This window comes from Flavobacterium caeni (assembly GCF_900101895.1).
GTDB classification, from domain to species: domain Bacteria; phylum Bacteroidota; class Bacteroidia; order Flavobacteriales; family Flavobacteriaceae; genus Flavobacterium; species Flavobacterium caeni.
On sequence record NZ_FMVF01000003.1, the window covers coordinates 32,268 to 45,966 of the forward strand.

Here is a 13,699-nt window from a genome sequence, read left to right on the forward strand (position 1 = left end):
GAAAAGTTTTGTTCGTACAGTTATTTTGTGATACATTTACCAAACGTTCTTACTAAGATAACCCCTAAATCTTAACACTATGCCAAGAATGATTTACGATTATACGAAATCGGTACTGGAGCGCGTGAGTTTCGATCCGGTACTGTTCTGTAAGGAACTGCGTAAAGCGTTAAAGAACCTGTTGCCTTACGAATTGGAACAACTCAAAAAATGGCTTGTCAACTTCACGAACGAAAAGCCAGAACTACAGCCTTACATCAACATCGTCGGCTAGACGGTTGATGAACCGAAAAAAAGGAGCACGAGCGCTCCTTTTTTTTATGCCTTGTTTTTGGCCAGCGGGCTGATAATCTCGACATTCTGGAACGCGATGGCGCCCCTGACCACGCCCGTGATCGTTTGGCGCAATGCATCGATGATGTGGATCTTGAGTTCGGTTTTCGGGAAAATGAGGCTCACTTCGCGCGCAGGTTTGGGCTCGGCAAAATGGCGCAGCTTGGCGCGGTCTTTTTCCTTGAGTTCGAGCGTATGCAAATAGGGGAGCAGCGTTGTGCCGAGCCCTTCGTCGGCCAATTTGATCAAAGTCTCGAAACTCCCGCTCTCGATACGGAACGCATTGGCATCGGACTTTCCGGCCGTACGGCAAAGGTTCAGGATGCCGTCCCTGAAACAATGCCCGTCCTGGAGCAAAAGGATTTCGTCTACATTGAGGTCGGCCACGGCGATTTCAGTCTTGCCAAAACTGGCATGGCCTTCGGGAATGTACGCCACAAACGGTTCGTAATAAAGCACTACTTCCTTGATTTTTTCTTCGAGCAACGGCGTCGCGGCAATCGCGGCATCGAGGTGTCCGTTCTTGAGCCGCGTGATGATTTCGTCGGTGTTGAGTTCTTCGATGATGAGCTTGACCTTCGGATATTTTTTGATGAAATTGTTCAAAAACATCGGCAACAATGTAGGCATGACCGTTGGGATGATGCCGAGCTTGAATTCGCCGCCTATGTAGCCTTTTTGCTGTTCGACGATGTCCTTGATGCGGTCGGCTTCGTTGACAATGTTCTTGGCCTGGTTGACTATTTTTTGGCCGATGTCGGTGAGTTGGATTGGTTTTTTGCTGCGGTCGAAAATCAACACGTTGAGTTCGTCTTCGATCTTTTGGATTTGCATGCTCAGCGTGGGCTGCGTGACAAAGCATTTTTCTGCGGCCAGCGTAAAATTTTTGTGTTCGGCCACGGCCAGGACGTATTGCAATTGGGTGATGGTCATTATAGGTAGTTTTTGTGTAAAATTAGTAAATCTATAAGTTTTTGCTATGGTAATTCGGTCAAAAATTCGTAATTTTAAGATGATTAAAACACATAAACCAACACCATGAAAACCAATATTTTAGGGCTTCCGGTCAAAGAATCGGAGGCCATCGTAGCCCAACTCAACACACTTTTGTCAAATTTCCAGGTCTATTATCAAAACCTGCGTGGCATCCATTGGAACATCCGTGGCAAGCGCTTTTTTGAATTGCACGTCAAGTTCGAGGAATTGTACAACGATGCGCAACTCAAGATCGATCTCATCGCCGAACGTATCCTGACCATCGGTGGCAAGCCGCTCCACACCTTCGAAGACTATCTGGAACACAACCAGATCAAGATCGGCAAAAACATCTCGAAAGACGAGCAGGCCGTACGACTCATTGTCGAGTCGCTGACCGCGCTGTTGCCTATAGAGCGTCAGATTTTGGCCGATTCGGGCGCCATCGACGACGAAGGTACCAATTCGATGGTAGGCGACTTTATCGCCGAACAAGAAAAAACCATTTGGATGATGAACGCTTGGCTCGAAGAGTCGCTGTAAGCATCGGCCCGGGTGTTAATTTTTGTATAAATTTCCGCAAGCGCTTTTGAAATGTAGGGTTAACGCTTATTTTTGTGACAATGAAATTTGTCGCCAAGATATTACTGTTCGTTTTCGTTGCCTTTCTCGCGACGCCCACCGTGGTGAGCATGATCGAGAAAAGTTGCGATACGTCTATTTTCTACAGCATGTCTGAAGAAGAATTGACGCACAAAGACGTCAAGGCCGAACTCAAGATCGCGAGCTTCGAATTCATTAACCTTGCAGGCCTTTCTTCGGGCCTTATCCATTCTGAAAACCTATCGAAACACGACAATGTTTCGGGTAGGATCCTGATACCGCCTCCCGAACAAGTTTAGTACATTGTGGCCTTTTTTCAAGGCCTGATGCCGCTTGCGGCACACATTCGTATTCAACTTTAGTAAGGTATCATGACAAAAAAAATCAATCTTTTTGCCAACCTCAAAACCGATTTTGCTTCGGGCTTGGTGGTTTTCTTGGTGGCGTTGCCGTTGTGTTTAGGTATTGCGATGGCTTCGGGCGCACCATTATTTTCGGGAATTATTACAGGTATCGTTGGCGGTATCGTCGTAGGCTATCTCAGTACTTCGCATCTTAGCGTGTCGGGGCCTGCTGCCGGTTTGACGGCGATTATGCTCACAGGACTCACCGACTTGGGCGCGTTCGAAGCGGTGTTGACCGCCGGTTTGATCGCAGGCGCCATACAGTTGGCGTTGGGGTTCTTGAAGGCGGGCAGTATCTCGAATTATTTCCCAACCAATGTGATAGAGGGGATGCTGGCCGGTATCGGGATCATCATCATCTTAAAGCAATTGCCGCATGCCGTGGGCTATGACGCCGATTTCGAAGGCGACCAAGCCTTTATGCAACAGGACGGCGGTAACTCACTTTCTACGCTGCTTAGCGCGTTCGATTACGTGCAAATGGGGTCGATCGTGGTGACGTTGGTGTCGCTTGCCATCCTGATTTCGTGGGACCGAGTCCCTGCGCTCAAAAAACTTAAGCTTGTACCGGGGGCGCTTGTCGCCGTAATCTTGGGTGTTGTGCTCAACGAAGTTTTTATATCGAGCGGTTCGTCGCTGGCCATTGGGCAACAACATTTGGTGAACCTACCTGTCCCGAAAAGCTTTGACGAGTTCACGGCCATTCTTGCCGCACCGGATTTGTCGGCCATCTACAACAGCAAGGTTTGGGTGTTGGGCGCAACGATCGCCATTGTGGCATCGATTGAGACGCTTTTGTGTATCGAGGCCGCCGACCGCATGGACGCGCAAAAACGCTATACGAATACCAATGTAGAACTCAAGGCGCAAGGCATCGGTAACATTGTGGCCAGTTTGCTGGGCGGATTGCCGATGACTTCGGTGGTCGTACGGACGTCGGCCAACAACAATGCCGGCGCAAAATCGAAGATGTCGACCATCATCCACGGTGCATTGTTGGCGCTTTGTGCGATCACGATACCGGTTTTACTCAATAAAATTCCGCTTGCGACGTTGGCAGCCGTATTGTTGATGGTGGGTTACAAACTGGCCAAGCCATCTACCGTCAAACATTTTTGGGAAAAAGGAAAATACCAGTTTATTCCGTTCATCGCGACGGTGATTGGCGTGGTATTCACCGATTTGCTCAAAGGCGTGGCATTGGGTATCGCAATCAGCATCATCTTTGTCTTGAAGGGCAACCTCAAACGTGCCTACAATTTCCGCAGGGAACAGTACGCCGATGGCGATGTCATCCACATCGACTTGGCGCAAGAGGTATCGTTTCTGAACAAAGCCGCGATCAAGAACACGCTCAACGATTTGCCCGAGAATTCGAAAGTGATCATCAACGCAAGCGATACGGTGTACATTGCGCACGACATCCTGGATTTGATCCGCGAGTTCAAGGCCACACGCGCCAAGGAAGAGAACATCAAACTCAAACTCAAAGGGTTCAAGAAAGCCTACGAACTCGAGAATACCGAAGATCCGCTCAACAAGGTAACGTTTGAGCACACCGACGGTCAAAAGAAGCCCAAGAAAGTGGGCGAAATCACTGAATAAATAGACCATAGCATCAATGAAAACACTCAATAAAGAACTACAAGCATCCATTACCCCAAGAACGGCCTTGGAATTGTTGAAGGCCGGAAACAAACGTTTTGTAAGCAACCTTCAGGAAAACCGCGATTTGCTCAAGCAGGTCAACGACACGCGCGACGGGCAATGGCCTTTTGCGATCATCCTGAGTTGCATCGACAGCCGTACGTCGGCCGAATTGATTTTCGACCAAGGACTTGGCGATGTTTTCTCGGCGCGTATTGCGGGGAACATTGTCAACACCGATATTTTGGGCAGCATGGAGTTTGCCTGTAAAGTGGCGGGTTCCAAACTGATCGTCGTACTCGGACACTCCAAGTGCGGTGCTGTCAAGGGCGCGTGCGATCACGTAGAAATGGGCAACCTGACCGAATTACTTTCGAAGATACAACCCGCGGTTTACGAAGAGAAAGCCACCAAGGAGAATCGTTCGGCTTCGAACCCGACGTTTGTCGAGAATGTGTCTGAAATCAATGTGAAACGCAGCGTGAACAGTGTTATCGAGCGCAGCTTTATCCTTGAGCAGATGATTGAAAATGGCTCGATCGGAATTGTCGGGGCCATGCACAACATCGAAACCGGCGAGGTGACGTTTTACGACGACGCGTTGTACATCAACGATGCCGAAAGCGTCGATTTTTCGCTGGCCAAACTCCGACACTAAGAAACCAATGTCAAATACAAAACCACCCGTCTTTACAAGGCCGGTGGTTTTTTTAACGAATCGATTGCCAACTTACCATGAGTGATTTTTACAAAAAAATACTAGACAACAATAAAAAATGGGTCGAATCGTCGCTTGAAAAAGACCCCAACTATTTCGCCGAGCTCGCCAAAGGCCAAACCCCGCCTTTGCTGTGGATCGGTTGTTCGGACAGCCGCGTGCCGGCCAACGAAATCATCGGCGCCAAGCCCGGCGAGGTTTTCGTACACCGCAACATCGCCAATATGGTAGTACATTCCGACATGAACATGCTCAGCGTGCTCGACTATGCCGTCAATGTGCTCAAGGTCAAACACATGATCGTTTGTGGGCATTATGGCTGTGGTGGCGTCAAGGCGGCCATGGGCAACCAGTCGATCGGGATCATCGACAACTGGATCCGCCATATTAAGGACGTGTACCGTTTGCACCGTGCCAAACTCGAGGCGATACCCAACGAGAATGATAGGTTTAACAAATTCGTCGAGATCAACGTCAAGGAACAGGTGTTGGATTTGGCCAAAACGTCTATCGTGCAAGGCGCGTGGCGTTCAGGACAGGAACTGACATTGCACGGATGGGTTTACGGGCTCAATTCGGGATTCGTGACCGATTTAGAGGTCAACCTGAGTTCGAACCAAGATTTGGACGAAATATACCAACTCGCCCTTTAACAAGAAGCCGCAACACGCGGCTTTTTTTATTCTTCGTCGAGGTTTTCGTTGAACGCCGACGGCAACATTTGCGGGATAAATTTGATCAGGATTGGCAGTAGCAAACTGCCTCCCGGAATCAGGAATATGGTCAGTGAAGGGATGCTTTTGCAGATGTCTAGCAATTGTTTCTTGATTTTTTTCTTTTCGTCTTTGTCCAGATCGCGTTGGGTAGAGTGGGCCAGCAGTACCATCAACTCCTTGCTTTCGGAGATTTCCTTGGCCAACCGTTTCTTGTTGCGCGTGATGAGCGTGATGACCAGCTGCGTCGTCTGGTCGTAAAAATGCTTGACCGGATTCGAATAGTTGAAATAGGGAATTTCCTTGAGGTACTTGGAGATGAATGCATGCGTATCGGATATGCTCTTGGTCACAAAAGCATCGGGTACGTCCATGGTCGCGGCCAGCGTGTGCAAAAAGTAGGCTTCGTCTTTTTCGACCATGCCGTCGCTCCATAAGGCGAGCCCCGCGATGTCGATCAGGTAATACTTTTCGAGCGGATGCTGGTAGTATTCGAGCTGCAGGGCATCGAGGTTCTGGATGTTGGCTTTCGAGAACTTGGTGTACCGAACCGAGGCCTCGAACAACTTGACAAGCAGTTTGTCGTGTGGCGATTTGTTGGTTTTGGTTTGCAGCGCGAGGGTCACGACGCTGATGATCGTCTCTTCGATTTTTTTGAGGTATTTGTCCGATACCTCGCCCTGGGTCAAATACTGCTGGAACGCGAGCACATCTACAAACAGCAAGGCATTGGTCACAATGTGCGAGAAGTTCTTACTGATGATGTTGTCGTTGGTGTGCACGCGCTCGTCGATGATTTTTTCGAGGTGGTGCGCCACCGATTGGCCGGGGATCATCTTGCGGAACAGGCTAAAACCCTGCGGGTTCATTTTGTCGTAAAACGATGCCGCCTTTTCGATAAATTGCTTCGGATGTACGTCCTGCGTGGTCAGCGTATACATTTGGTACAACGCGTTGAGCATCGCGACTTTCGAAACTTCGTCGTGCAACCAGCCCTTGGTGTTGATTGTGCGCGGCGTAGAAAAGCTTACGACATGGCCGTAAATGAAACCCGTCAGGCGAATGTTTTGGTAAAACGAATCGGTATCCGAAATGGCCTCGACGACCTGTTGCTCGAGGAAGAATTTGTCGATCCAGCCATTTGCCGAAGGGTTGATCATCGTTTCGGTTTTAGCTGCAAAGCTAGCCTTTTTTCGGCACGCGGAATCAATTTGGTGTCAAATCTTGGTTGCGATACCGCTAAGTCATTTACTTGATGAGGCCGGCGCAGGCGACACGTCCGCCCGCATTTCCGGTAGGTTGGGTCACGTAGTCGTCGGCTTTTTCATGTACGATGAGTCCCTTGCCCAAAATGTCTTTGCTTGGGTCGCCACAACCGATGCACCATTCCGAGGTGGCCATCGTGATGATGCCGTTGCCGTCTACATCGGCGGGGAAGTTGCCGATGTCACCCTTGTGGTATTCCTGATCGCCCCATTTGCCGTGTTTCTTGAACGTAGGGTTCCAGTGTCCACCCGTAGACGTGGCGTCGGCCGCCGAGCAATCAGATTTTTCGTGTATGTGGATGGCGTGTACCCCCGGTGAAAGTCCGCTGATCTTGGCGGTAAAGGTCACCTTGCCGTCTTTTTCGACAAATTCTGCCGTGCCCGTCACTTTGCTGTCGCTTTTGGGTTCGAGCGTGACGGTCAATTTTTTCTCTGGAGCGGCGGGTTGTTTGTCGGTGCTGGTCTTGCATCCGAGGAAAAGGGAAGCTGCGATGGCGGTAGAGAAGATGATCTTATTCATGATTGTTTTGTGTAAGGTTTCTTTCAAAGATAGCGATTTGTCCGTCGGCCAGAACTTAAAATAACCTTAAAATTGGCGCTACTTGAAATTATGTAACGACTCGCGCACAATTGTATAAGCGCGACGGATTAACTTTATGGGAAAATGTGACCATGAATCTCAAGACAGGATTTCCGTTTTGGCTCATCAAAGATGGACTGCCGTTCCAGTATCCGAAGCTAGACCGCGACGTTGATACCGAGGTCATTGTCCTTGGCGCGGGGATTACGGGCGCTTTGGTTCGGCATTACCTTGTGGAAGCGGGCATCCCATGTGTTGCTGTAGACGCGCGCACGATCGGCCTTGGAAGTACATGCGCCAGTACGTCGTTGCTGCAGTATGAGATCGACACGCCGTTGTCGAAACTGATAGATTTGGTCGGTAAAGACCACGCCGAGCGTGCCTATCGGCTTTGTGGAGAAGCGGTACGCGAACTCGGTGTCCTAGCGAATCTACTCGAGATGAAGGAATTCGAATTCAAAAAGAGCCTCTACTACGCGACGTACAAAAAAGACGTCACATGGCTCAAGGCCGAATTCGAGGCGCGCAAAGCGGCGGGATTTGAGGTACGGTGGCTGTCGGCCGAGGCGGTGCAAGACCAATATGGTTTTCTCGCGCACGGTGCCATTCTTTCGGAACTCGCGGCGCAAACCAATGCTTACGAAATGACACACCGGCTGCTGCAGTTTCACGGCGATGCTCTTTCACCGGTATACGACAGGACGCCGATTACGCAAATCAAACATCAAAAAAGTGGAGTAGCACTGCGCAGCGAGAACGGGTTTGTGCTCAGGGCCAAGAAGCTGGTTTATGCAACTGGTTATGAGGTGGTTGAATTCCTCGACAAAGACATCGTGAAATTGTTGTCGACCTATGCCGTAGCGAGCGAGCAGTACGACACGGCAAGGTTCTGGAAGGACAATGTGTTGATCTGGAACACAGCCAATCCGTATCTGTACCTCCGGACAACAAGCGACCAGCGCGTCATTGTAGGCGGACGCGACGAGATGTTTTACAATCCAAAGAAAAGAGATGCTTTGTTGCCCAAGAAAACCCAACAACTTTCCAACGATTGCGGCAGGTTGTTTCCGTCGATCGATTTCAAACCCGAATTCAGTTGGACGGGTACCTTTGGCTCCACCAAAGACGGGTTGCCGTACATTGGTCCCTACAAAAAGTTTCCCAACAGCTATTTTGCCTTGGGGTTTGGCGGCAACGGCATTACGTTTAGCGTTACCGCGGCGCAAATCATACGTGACTTGATCTTGGGAAAAGACAATCCCGATGTTTCGATTTTCTCGTTTGGGCGCCATTGAGCAGGGTTTCTCATAATTCTATAACATTTCCTCAATATTTTGTAAGGGAACCGCTGGCCTAAATCGACAACTTTGCTAAACCAATGATTCGAAAACAGTTGCTATGAAAAGGACATTTGATGTCTGGCTGCGGGTCATGGAAGTCAAAATTTAAAACAAACCAAAAATTAAAACCATGGGAAATTTGTTATACACCATAGCCGTCATCCTGGTCGTCATTTGGGCCATCGGATTTTTGGGAGGTTATGCCGCAGGTAACCTGATTCATATCCTACTCGTGATTGCGATCATCGCAGTAATACTCAGAATCATCCAGGGCCGAAGGCCGCTGTGATTTTATGATAATGTTTGTTTGGTTCGCAATATCAACACTTATTCGTCGACTGTCAAATATGGGGTTATAATTGTTAAAGTCACGATAAAAGATATTGCAAAAGACGGCCGCTACTCGAACAGGCGGCCGTTTTTAATTTTATTGAGCTTGTTTTTCGGTTTTTTATTGGCTGTGAAATGGTCTTTTCGCAGCCAATAAAAAACCGAAAAACAAGCTCATTTCTTTGCAGTTGAAATTGTCGGTAACATTACTTTGATTTCTCGCCGACAAAATAATCGGTTTGCGATTTGAACAACACGTTGAATGTCGTCAAGCTGCCGTAAATCCGCGTGATGTATTGCTGGAGTTCGACCTTTTCGTTGTCGCCCAAATTGCTCGCGTTGACTTTTTGTTCCATCACGCGCAAACGGTCGCGCACCATGATGATTTTGTTGAAAAACGTATCGATCGGCACTTCCTTGCCTTGGACGCCGTGTTGGCCGGGTTCCATGATCATTTTTCCGCCTTTCCATTTGTCGGCAATGGGCACCACTTCGGTCACGTCCGACCAGCGTTTGAGGATGTTGGTCAAGCTGCGTTCGACATCGTAAAAACTGATGGTGTCGACTTCGTTTTCGGCCGCTTCGATGACCTCGAAGGTGTCGTTGAGCGGAATGGTTTCCAATCCATTGTCGATAAATGTCACCCAATAATCTTTGGATGAAACGTTGGTCACGACGCCCTTGCCGTATGCTGGATGTTGGATGCGAGAACCGATGCCGAGTAATTTCATAAGTAAGAATTTAATTTTTTACTAAAATAGAAATCTTAACAAAAACGACCAAGCTTGGTCAAAATTTCTTAAATTTAAGAATCAAAAAAATCAAAATCTTGAAGAATCTAACGATCATCGGAGTGTTTCTGGTGGTGCTCATGGCGTGCGGGTCCAAGAAAACCGCCGTCGTGGCCGGAAACGATCCCAAATTGCTCAACGGCGCATGGGAACTGACTTATGTGGCGGGTAACCAAGCCGCCGATCAATTGTACAGCCGTAAAAAGCCGGTGCTCAACTTCAATACCGAGGAAAGCAAGGTTAACGGGAATACAGGTTGCAACAGTTTTACGGGTGGTATTTTGAGCGTGGGCGTAGGCGAAATCAGATTCGACGACCAAATGGCGATGACCAAGATGTTTTGCGAAGGGCAGGGCGAGAACGTTTTTCTCGAGAACCTACGGAAAGTCAAAACATTTTCGCTGACCGACAACAACCAGACTTTAAGTTTGACCGATGGCAGTATTGAAGTCATGCGGCTGATCAAAAAATAAAAAACCGCGCCGTTTGACCCACAGCGCGGTTTTTCGAATTAACTCAACTATAACTACTAAAAACAATATTGGTTTTCGGCGACCAGTTTGGTCGTGATGGTTTCGCGCAATCCCACGATGTTGGGCATGTTGGTATACTTGGTAAACCTTCTGAGCCCCATGAGCATCATACGCTGTTCATCGCCTTCGGCAAAAGAGATGATACTTTCCTTACCCTTTTGCGTAACGATATCGACGGCCTTGTACAAATACAGTTGGGCCATCGCAATTTGTTCCTTAACGGCTGCTTCGCCCGATTTTTTGGCCATTTTTTCGGTACGCAGTATGGTCGATTCGGCGATGTAGATTTCAATCAGCATGTCGGCCGCCGCCATCAACAACTGTTGGTGTGCGTCGAGGTCCGGACCGTATTTTTGTACGGCCGCGCCCGCAACCATCAAAAACGCTTTCTTGAGTTTGGCGATCATTTCCTTCTCTTCCGAGAACAGCACCGAATAATCTGGGATATTGAAGTCGGGGATGCCCATCAGTTCTTCCTGGACTTTCATCGCCGGACCGAGCAAATCGACGTGGCCTTTCATCGCCTTTTTGATCAACATGCCCACCGACAACATGCGGTTGATTTCGTTCGTTCCTTCGTAAATCCTCGAAATACGCGCATCGCGCCACGCGCTTTCCATGGGCGTGTCTTCAGAAAAGCCCATACCGCCGTAAATCTGGATGCCTTCGTCGGTACAGTTTTGTACATCTTCGGATACGGCCACTTTCAAGATCGAACATTCGATGGCGTATTCCTCGACGCCTTTAAGTTCAGCCTCCTGATGCGACGCGCCAGCGGCTTCGCGTGCCTTGATGCGGTTTTCGATATCCTTGGCCGCCCGGTAGGTTGCGCTTTCGCCCGCATAACAACTGGTGGCCATTTCGGCCAGTTTGTAGCGTATTGCGCCAAAACTCGAAATCGGTGTGTTGAACTGGATGCGTTCGTTGGCATAATTGGTAGCGCCCGATGTCACGCGTCGTTGTGCGTCCAAACAAGCTGCGGCCAGTTTGATACGACCCACATTCAGCGCGTTCATCGCAATCTTGAAGCCGTTGCCGCGTTCCGAGAGCATGTTTTCGACGGGAACCTTGGTCTCGTTGAAAAACACCTGACGCGTAGAAGAGGCCCTGATACCCAGTTTGTGCTCTTCCTCGTTCATCGAGATGCCGTTTGCCGGATCGTTCTCGACAATGAATCCGGTAATGTTTTTATCGTCTTCGATTCGAGCGAAAACAATGAACACGCTGCAGAAGCCCGCGTTCGAGATCCACATTTTTTGCCCCGTGATCGAGTAATATTTTCCGTCGTCGGACAATACGGCCTTGGTTTTTCCAGAATTGGCGTCGGATCCTGCACCCGGTTCGGTTAAGCAGTACGCGCCAAACCATTCGCCCGAAGCGAGTTTCGGAACGTACTTTTGTTTCTGCTCTTCTGTGCCATACAACGTAATCGGCATGGTCCCGATACCGGTGTGCGCGCCAAACGCCGTAGAGAACGATCCCGTTGCGCCCGAAATATAGTCGCATACCAAAACCGTGTCCACAAAGCCCATGCCCATACCGCCGTAGTTTTCGGGTACGGCCACGCTCAGGAAACCGAGGTCGCCGGCCTTACGCATACATTCTTCGGTAAACGCGTAGTCTTTTTTCTCGAACCGGTCCTTGTTGGGCCAGATTTCCTTGTCTACGAATTCCTTGACGGAATCGCGCATCATGATTTGCTCCTCGGTAAAATCCTCGGGCGTGTAAATGTCCTCACATTGGGTTTCCTTGACAAGGAATTGACCACCGCGGGTCACGTCTTTTTCGGTTACCATTTTTTGTTATTTTAAATGTTGAATTTTAAATGTTGAATTATTTGGTACGAGCTTCCGAAGAAGTTTTTACAATTTTTGAGATGATGTTTATAATATGTTCAATGTCTTTTAAATATTCGTTCATTTCAAGCTTGCTCAATTCAGACCTTTCCAATAGACGAAGCCAGTACTTAGTTTCTCTTGCTTCCTTCGACGCAATCGACATTTTGTTTACAAAGTCTCTTTTTGATTGCGCAGCAATAGCTTCTTCTACATTTGCTCCAATGCTTGTTGCCGATCTTAATAGTTGTCTTGATAGAACATATTCATTTTCGGATTTTAGTTTTAAATAAAGTGCAATTATAGTTAGCGAAAATTCGAATGTTTTTGTGGCGATGATATTTTGTTTCATGATGCAGATTTGATATGCTAATTACAACAATTAGAACTATCATCATTACAGATTATCCGTAATATCTGCCCTACATTCAAAATTTAAAATTCATCATTTATAATAATTCATATATCCCCGCACATCCCTGCCCGGTTCCCACGCACATGGTCACCATGCCGTATTTGTTGCCGCGACGCTTCATTTCGTCGAACAACTGCACAGACAATTTGGCGCCAGTGCAACCCAGTGGGTGTCCGAGCGAAATCGCACCGCCGTTGACGTTGACGATGTCGGGGTTCAATCCCAACTCGCGGATAACGGCCAACGATTGCGACGCAAACGCTTCGTTGAGTTCGATGAGCTCGATTTGGTTCAGGTTCATCCCTGCTTGTTTGAGCGCTTTCGGGATGGCCTTGATTGGCCCGATGCCCATGATTCTGGGTTCGACGCCCGCCGAGGCAAAATTGACCAGGCGCGCGATGGGGGTAAGGTTCAATTCTTTGACCAGTTCCTCGCTCATGACCATCACGAATGCCGCGCCATCGCTCATTTGCGAAGAGTTGCCGGCCGTGACGCTTCCGTCGGTGGCAAAAACAGGTTTGAGTTTGGCGAGCGCTTCGAGGTTGGTATCGGCGCGCGGGCCTTCGTCTTTGGCGACGGTATACGATTTGGTTTCTTTTTTTCCGGCTTCGTTGACAAACGTTTGTTCGACCGAAATCGGCACAATCTGGCTGTCGAACTTGCCTTCGGCCTGCGCTTTCAACGCCTTCAGGTGCGACTGCAACGCAAATTGGTCCTGGTCTTCGCGCGAGACGTTGAACTCCTTGGCGACGGCTTCAGCCGTGAGACCCATGCCCCAGTAATAATCTTCGTGTCCGGCCTTGGTGACCTTGTAGTCGGGGACGGGTTTGTATCCACCCATCGGGATGTAACTCATGCTTTCGGCACCGCCCGCGATGATACAGTCGGCCATTCCCGATTGGATTTTGGCCGTGGCCATCCCGATGGTTTCGAGTCCCGATGCGCAATAACGGTTTACGGTCACGCCCGGTACGTCGACGATGCTGAGTCCCATCAACGAGATCAAACGCGCCACGTTGAGCCCTTGTTCGGCTTCGGGCATGGCGTTGCCCACCATGACGTCGTCAATGCGTTTTTTGTCAAAATCGGGCAGTTCGCTCATCATGTATTGGATGGTCTCGGCGGCCAGTTCGTCGGGACGTTTGAACCGGAAGACGCCTTTTGGCGCTTTGCCGACGGCCGTACGGTATGCTTTTACGATGTATGCTGTTTTCATA

General features: G+C 49.0%; 16 protein-coding genes. 9 read left to right on the top strand and 7 right to left on the bottom strand.

The window, feature by feature from the left end; genetic code table 11:
* Positions 1 to 79 precede the first annotated feature (79 nt).
* Complete coding sequence (locus BLP55_RS02510; protein WP_091140759.1) at positions 80 to 274, top strand: hypothetical protein; 195 nt, start codon at positions 80 to 82, stop codon at positions 272 to 274.
* Between the two features lie 44 nt (positions 275 to 318).
* Here BLP55_RS02510 and BLP55_RS02515 read toward each other — a convergent pair whose 3' ends face one another.
* On the bottom strand, positions 319 to 1,266 hold the full coding sequence (locus BLP55_RS02515; protein WP_091140760.1) for a LysR substrate-binding domain-containing protein: 948 nt from the start codon (positions 1,264 to 1,266) through the stop codon (positions 319 to 321).
* Positions 1,267 to 1,371: 105 nt separating this feature from the next.
* Between BLP55_RS02515 and BLP55_RS02520 the strand changes: the two genes are divergently transcribed.
* The 5 genes from BLP55_RS02520 to can all read left to right on the top strand — a co-directional run bounded on the left by BLP55_RS02520 (position 1,372) and on the right by can (position 5,333).
* Complete coding sequence (locus BLP55_RS02520; RefSeq protein ID WP_091140761.1) at positions 1,372 to 1,851, top strand: Dps family protein; 480 nt, start codon at positions 1,372 to 1,374, stop codon at positions 1,849 to 1,851.
* Between the two features lie 80 nt (positions 1,852 to 1,931).
* Entirely contained in the window at positions 1,932 to 2,210 is a 279-nt protein-coding gene (locus BLP55_RS02525) for a hypothetical protein (RefSeq protein WP_091140762.1), read from the top strand.
* 72 nt (positions 2,211 to 2,282) lie between these two features.
* Positions 2,283 to 3,920, top strand: a complete 1,638-nt coding sequence (locus BLP55_RS02530; RefSeq protein ID WP_091140763.1) for a SulP family inorganic anion transporter — start codon at positions 2,283 to 2,285, stop codon at positions 3,918 to 3,920.
* A 16-nt stretch (positions 3,921 to 3,936) separates the two neighbouring features.
* Entirely contained in the window at positions 3,937 to 4,620 is a 684-nt protein-coding gene (locus BLP55_RS02535) for a carbonic anhydrase family protein (RefSeq protein WP_091140764.1), read from the top strand.
* A gap of 77 nt (positions 4,621 to 4,697) precedes the next feature.
* Positions 4,698 to 5,333, top strand: coding sequence for a carbonate dehydratase (gene can / locus BLP55_RS02540; RefSeq protein ID WP_091140765.1), 636 nt, complete (start codon positions 4,698 to 4,700; stop codon positions 5,331 to 5,333).
* 26 nt (positions 5,334 to 5,359) lie between these two features.
* On the opposite strand, the gene BLP55_RS02545 is transcribed toward can, so the two are convergent.
* Both BLP55_RS02545 and BLP55_RS02550 read right to left on the bottom strand, forming a co-directional pair.
* Positions 5,360 to 6,553, bottom strand: a complete 1,194-nt coding sequence (locus BLP55_RS02545; protein WP_091140766.1) for an LETM1-related biofilm-associated protein — start codon at positions 6,551 to 6,553, stop codon at positions 5,360 to 5,362.
* Positions 6,554 to 6,641: 88 nt separating this feature from the next.
* The gene (locus tag BLP55_RS02550; RefSeq protein WP_091140767.1) at positions 6,642 to 7,178 is read right to left on the bottom strand and encodes a superoxide dismutase family protein; all 537 of its coding nucleotides are present in this window, start codon (positions 7,176 to 7,178) and stop codon (positions 6,642 to 6,644) included.
* A 152-nt stretch (positions 7,179 to 7,330) separates the two neighbouring features.
* On the opposite strand from BLP55_RS02550, the gene BLP55_RS02555 reads away from it, so the two are divergent.
* Together BLP55_RS02555 and BLP55_RS16680 are read left to right on the top strand one after the other, a co-directional pair.
* Entirely contained in the window at positions 7,331 to 8,533 is a 1,203-nt protein-coding gene (locus BLP55_RS02555) for an NAD(P)/FAD-dependent oxidoreductase (protein WP_091140768.1), read from the top strand.
* Between the two features lie 175 nt (positions 8,534 to 8,708).
* Positions 8,709 to 8,867, top strand: coding sequence for a lmo0937 family membrane protein (locus tag BLP55_RS16680; protein ID WP_139149570.1), 159 nt, complete (start codon positions 8,709 to 8,711; stop codon positions 8,865 to 8,867).
* A 247-nt stretch (positions 8,868 to 9,114) separates the two neighbouring features.
* On the opposite strand, the gene BLP55_RS02560 is transcribed toward BLP55_RS16680, so the two are convergent.
* Entirely contained in the window at positions 9,115 to 9,639 is a 525-nt protein-coding gene (locus BLP55_RS02560; RefSeq protein WP_091140769.1) for a hypothetical protein, read from the bottom strand.
* 98 nt (positions 9,640 to 9,737) lie between these two features.
* Here BLP55_RS02560 and BLP55_RS02565 point away from each other — a divergent pair, with 98 nt between their 5' ends.
* Complete coding sequence (locus BLP55_RS02565; RefSeq protein WP_091140770.1) at positions 9,738 to 10,172, top strand: META domain-containing protein; 435 nt, start codon at positions 9,738 to 9,740, stop codon at positions 10,170 to 10,172.
* Positions 10,173 to 10,228: 56 nt separating this feature from the next.
* Here the strand turns inward: BLP55_RS02565 and BLP55_RS02570 are convergent, their stop codons facing one another.
* The 3 genes from BLP55_RS02570 to BLP55_RS02580 all read right to left on the bottom strand — a co-directional run bounded on the left by BLP55_RS02570 (position 10,229) and on the right by BLP55_RS02580 (position 13,698).
* Positions 10,229 to 12,028, bottom strand: coding sequence for an acyl-CoA dehydrogenase family protein (locus BLP55_RS02570; protein ID WP_091140771.1), 1,800 nt, complete (start codon positions 12,026 to 12,028; stop codon positions 10,229 to 10,231).
* A 37-nt stretch (positions 12,029 to 12,065) separates the two neighbouring features.
* The gene (locus tag BLP55_RS02575; protein WP_091140772.1) at positions 12,066 to 12,419 is read right to left on the bottom strand and encodes a four helix bundle protein; all 354 of its coding nucleotides are present in this window, start codon (positions 12,417 to 12,419) and stop codon (positions 12,066 to 12,068) included.
* 97 nt (positions 12,420 to 12,516) lie between these two features.
* Positions 12,517 to 13,698, bottom strand: coding sequence for an acetyl-CoA C-acyltransferase (locus tag BLP55_RS02580; protein WP_091140773.1), 1,182 nt, complete (start codon positions 13,696 to 13,698; stop codon positions 12,517 to 12,519).
* Position 13,699 lies beyond the last annotated feature (1 nt).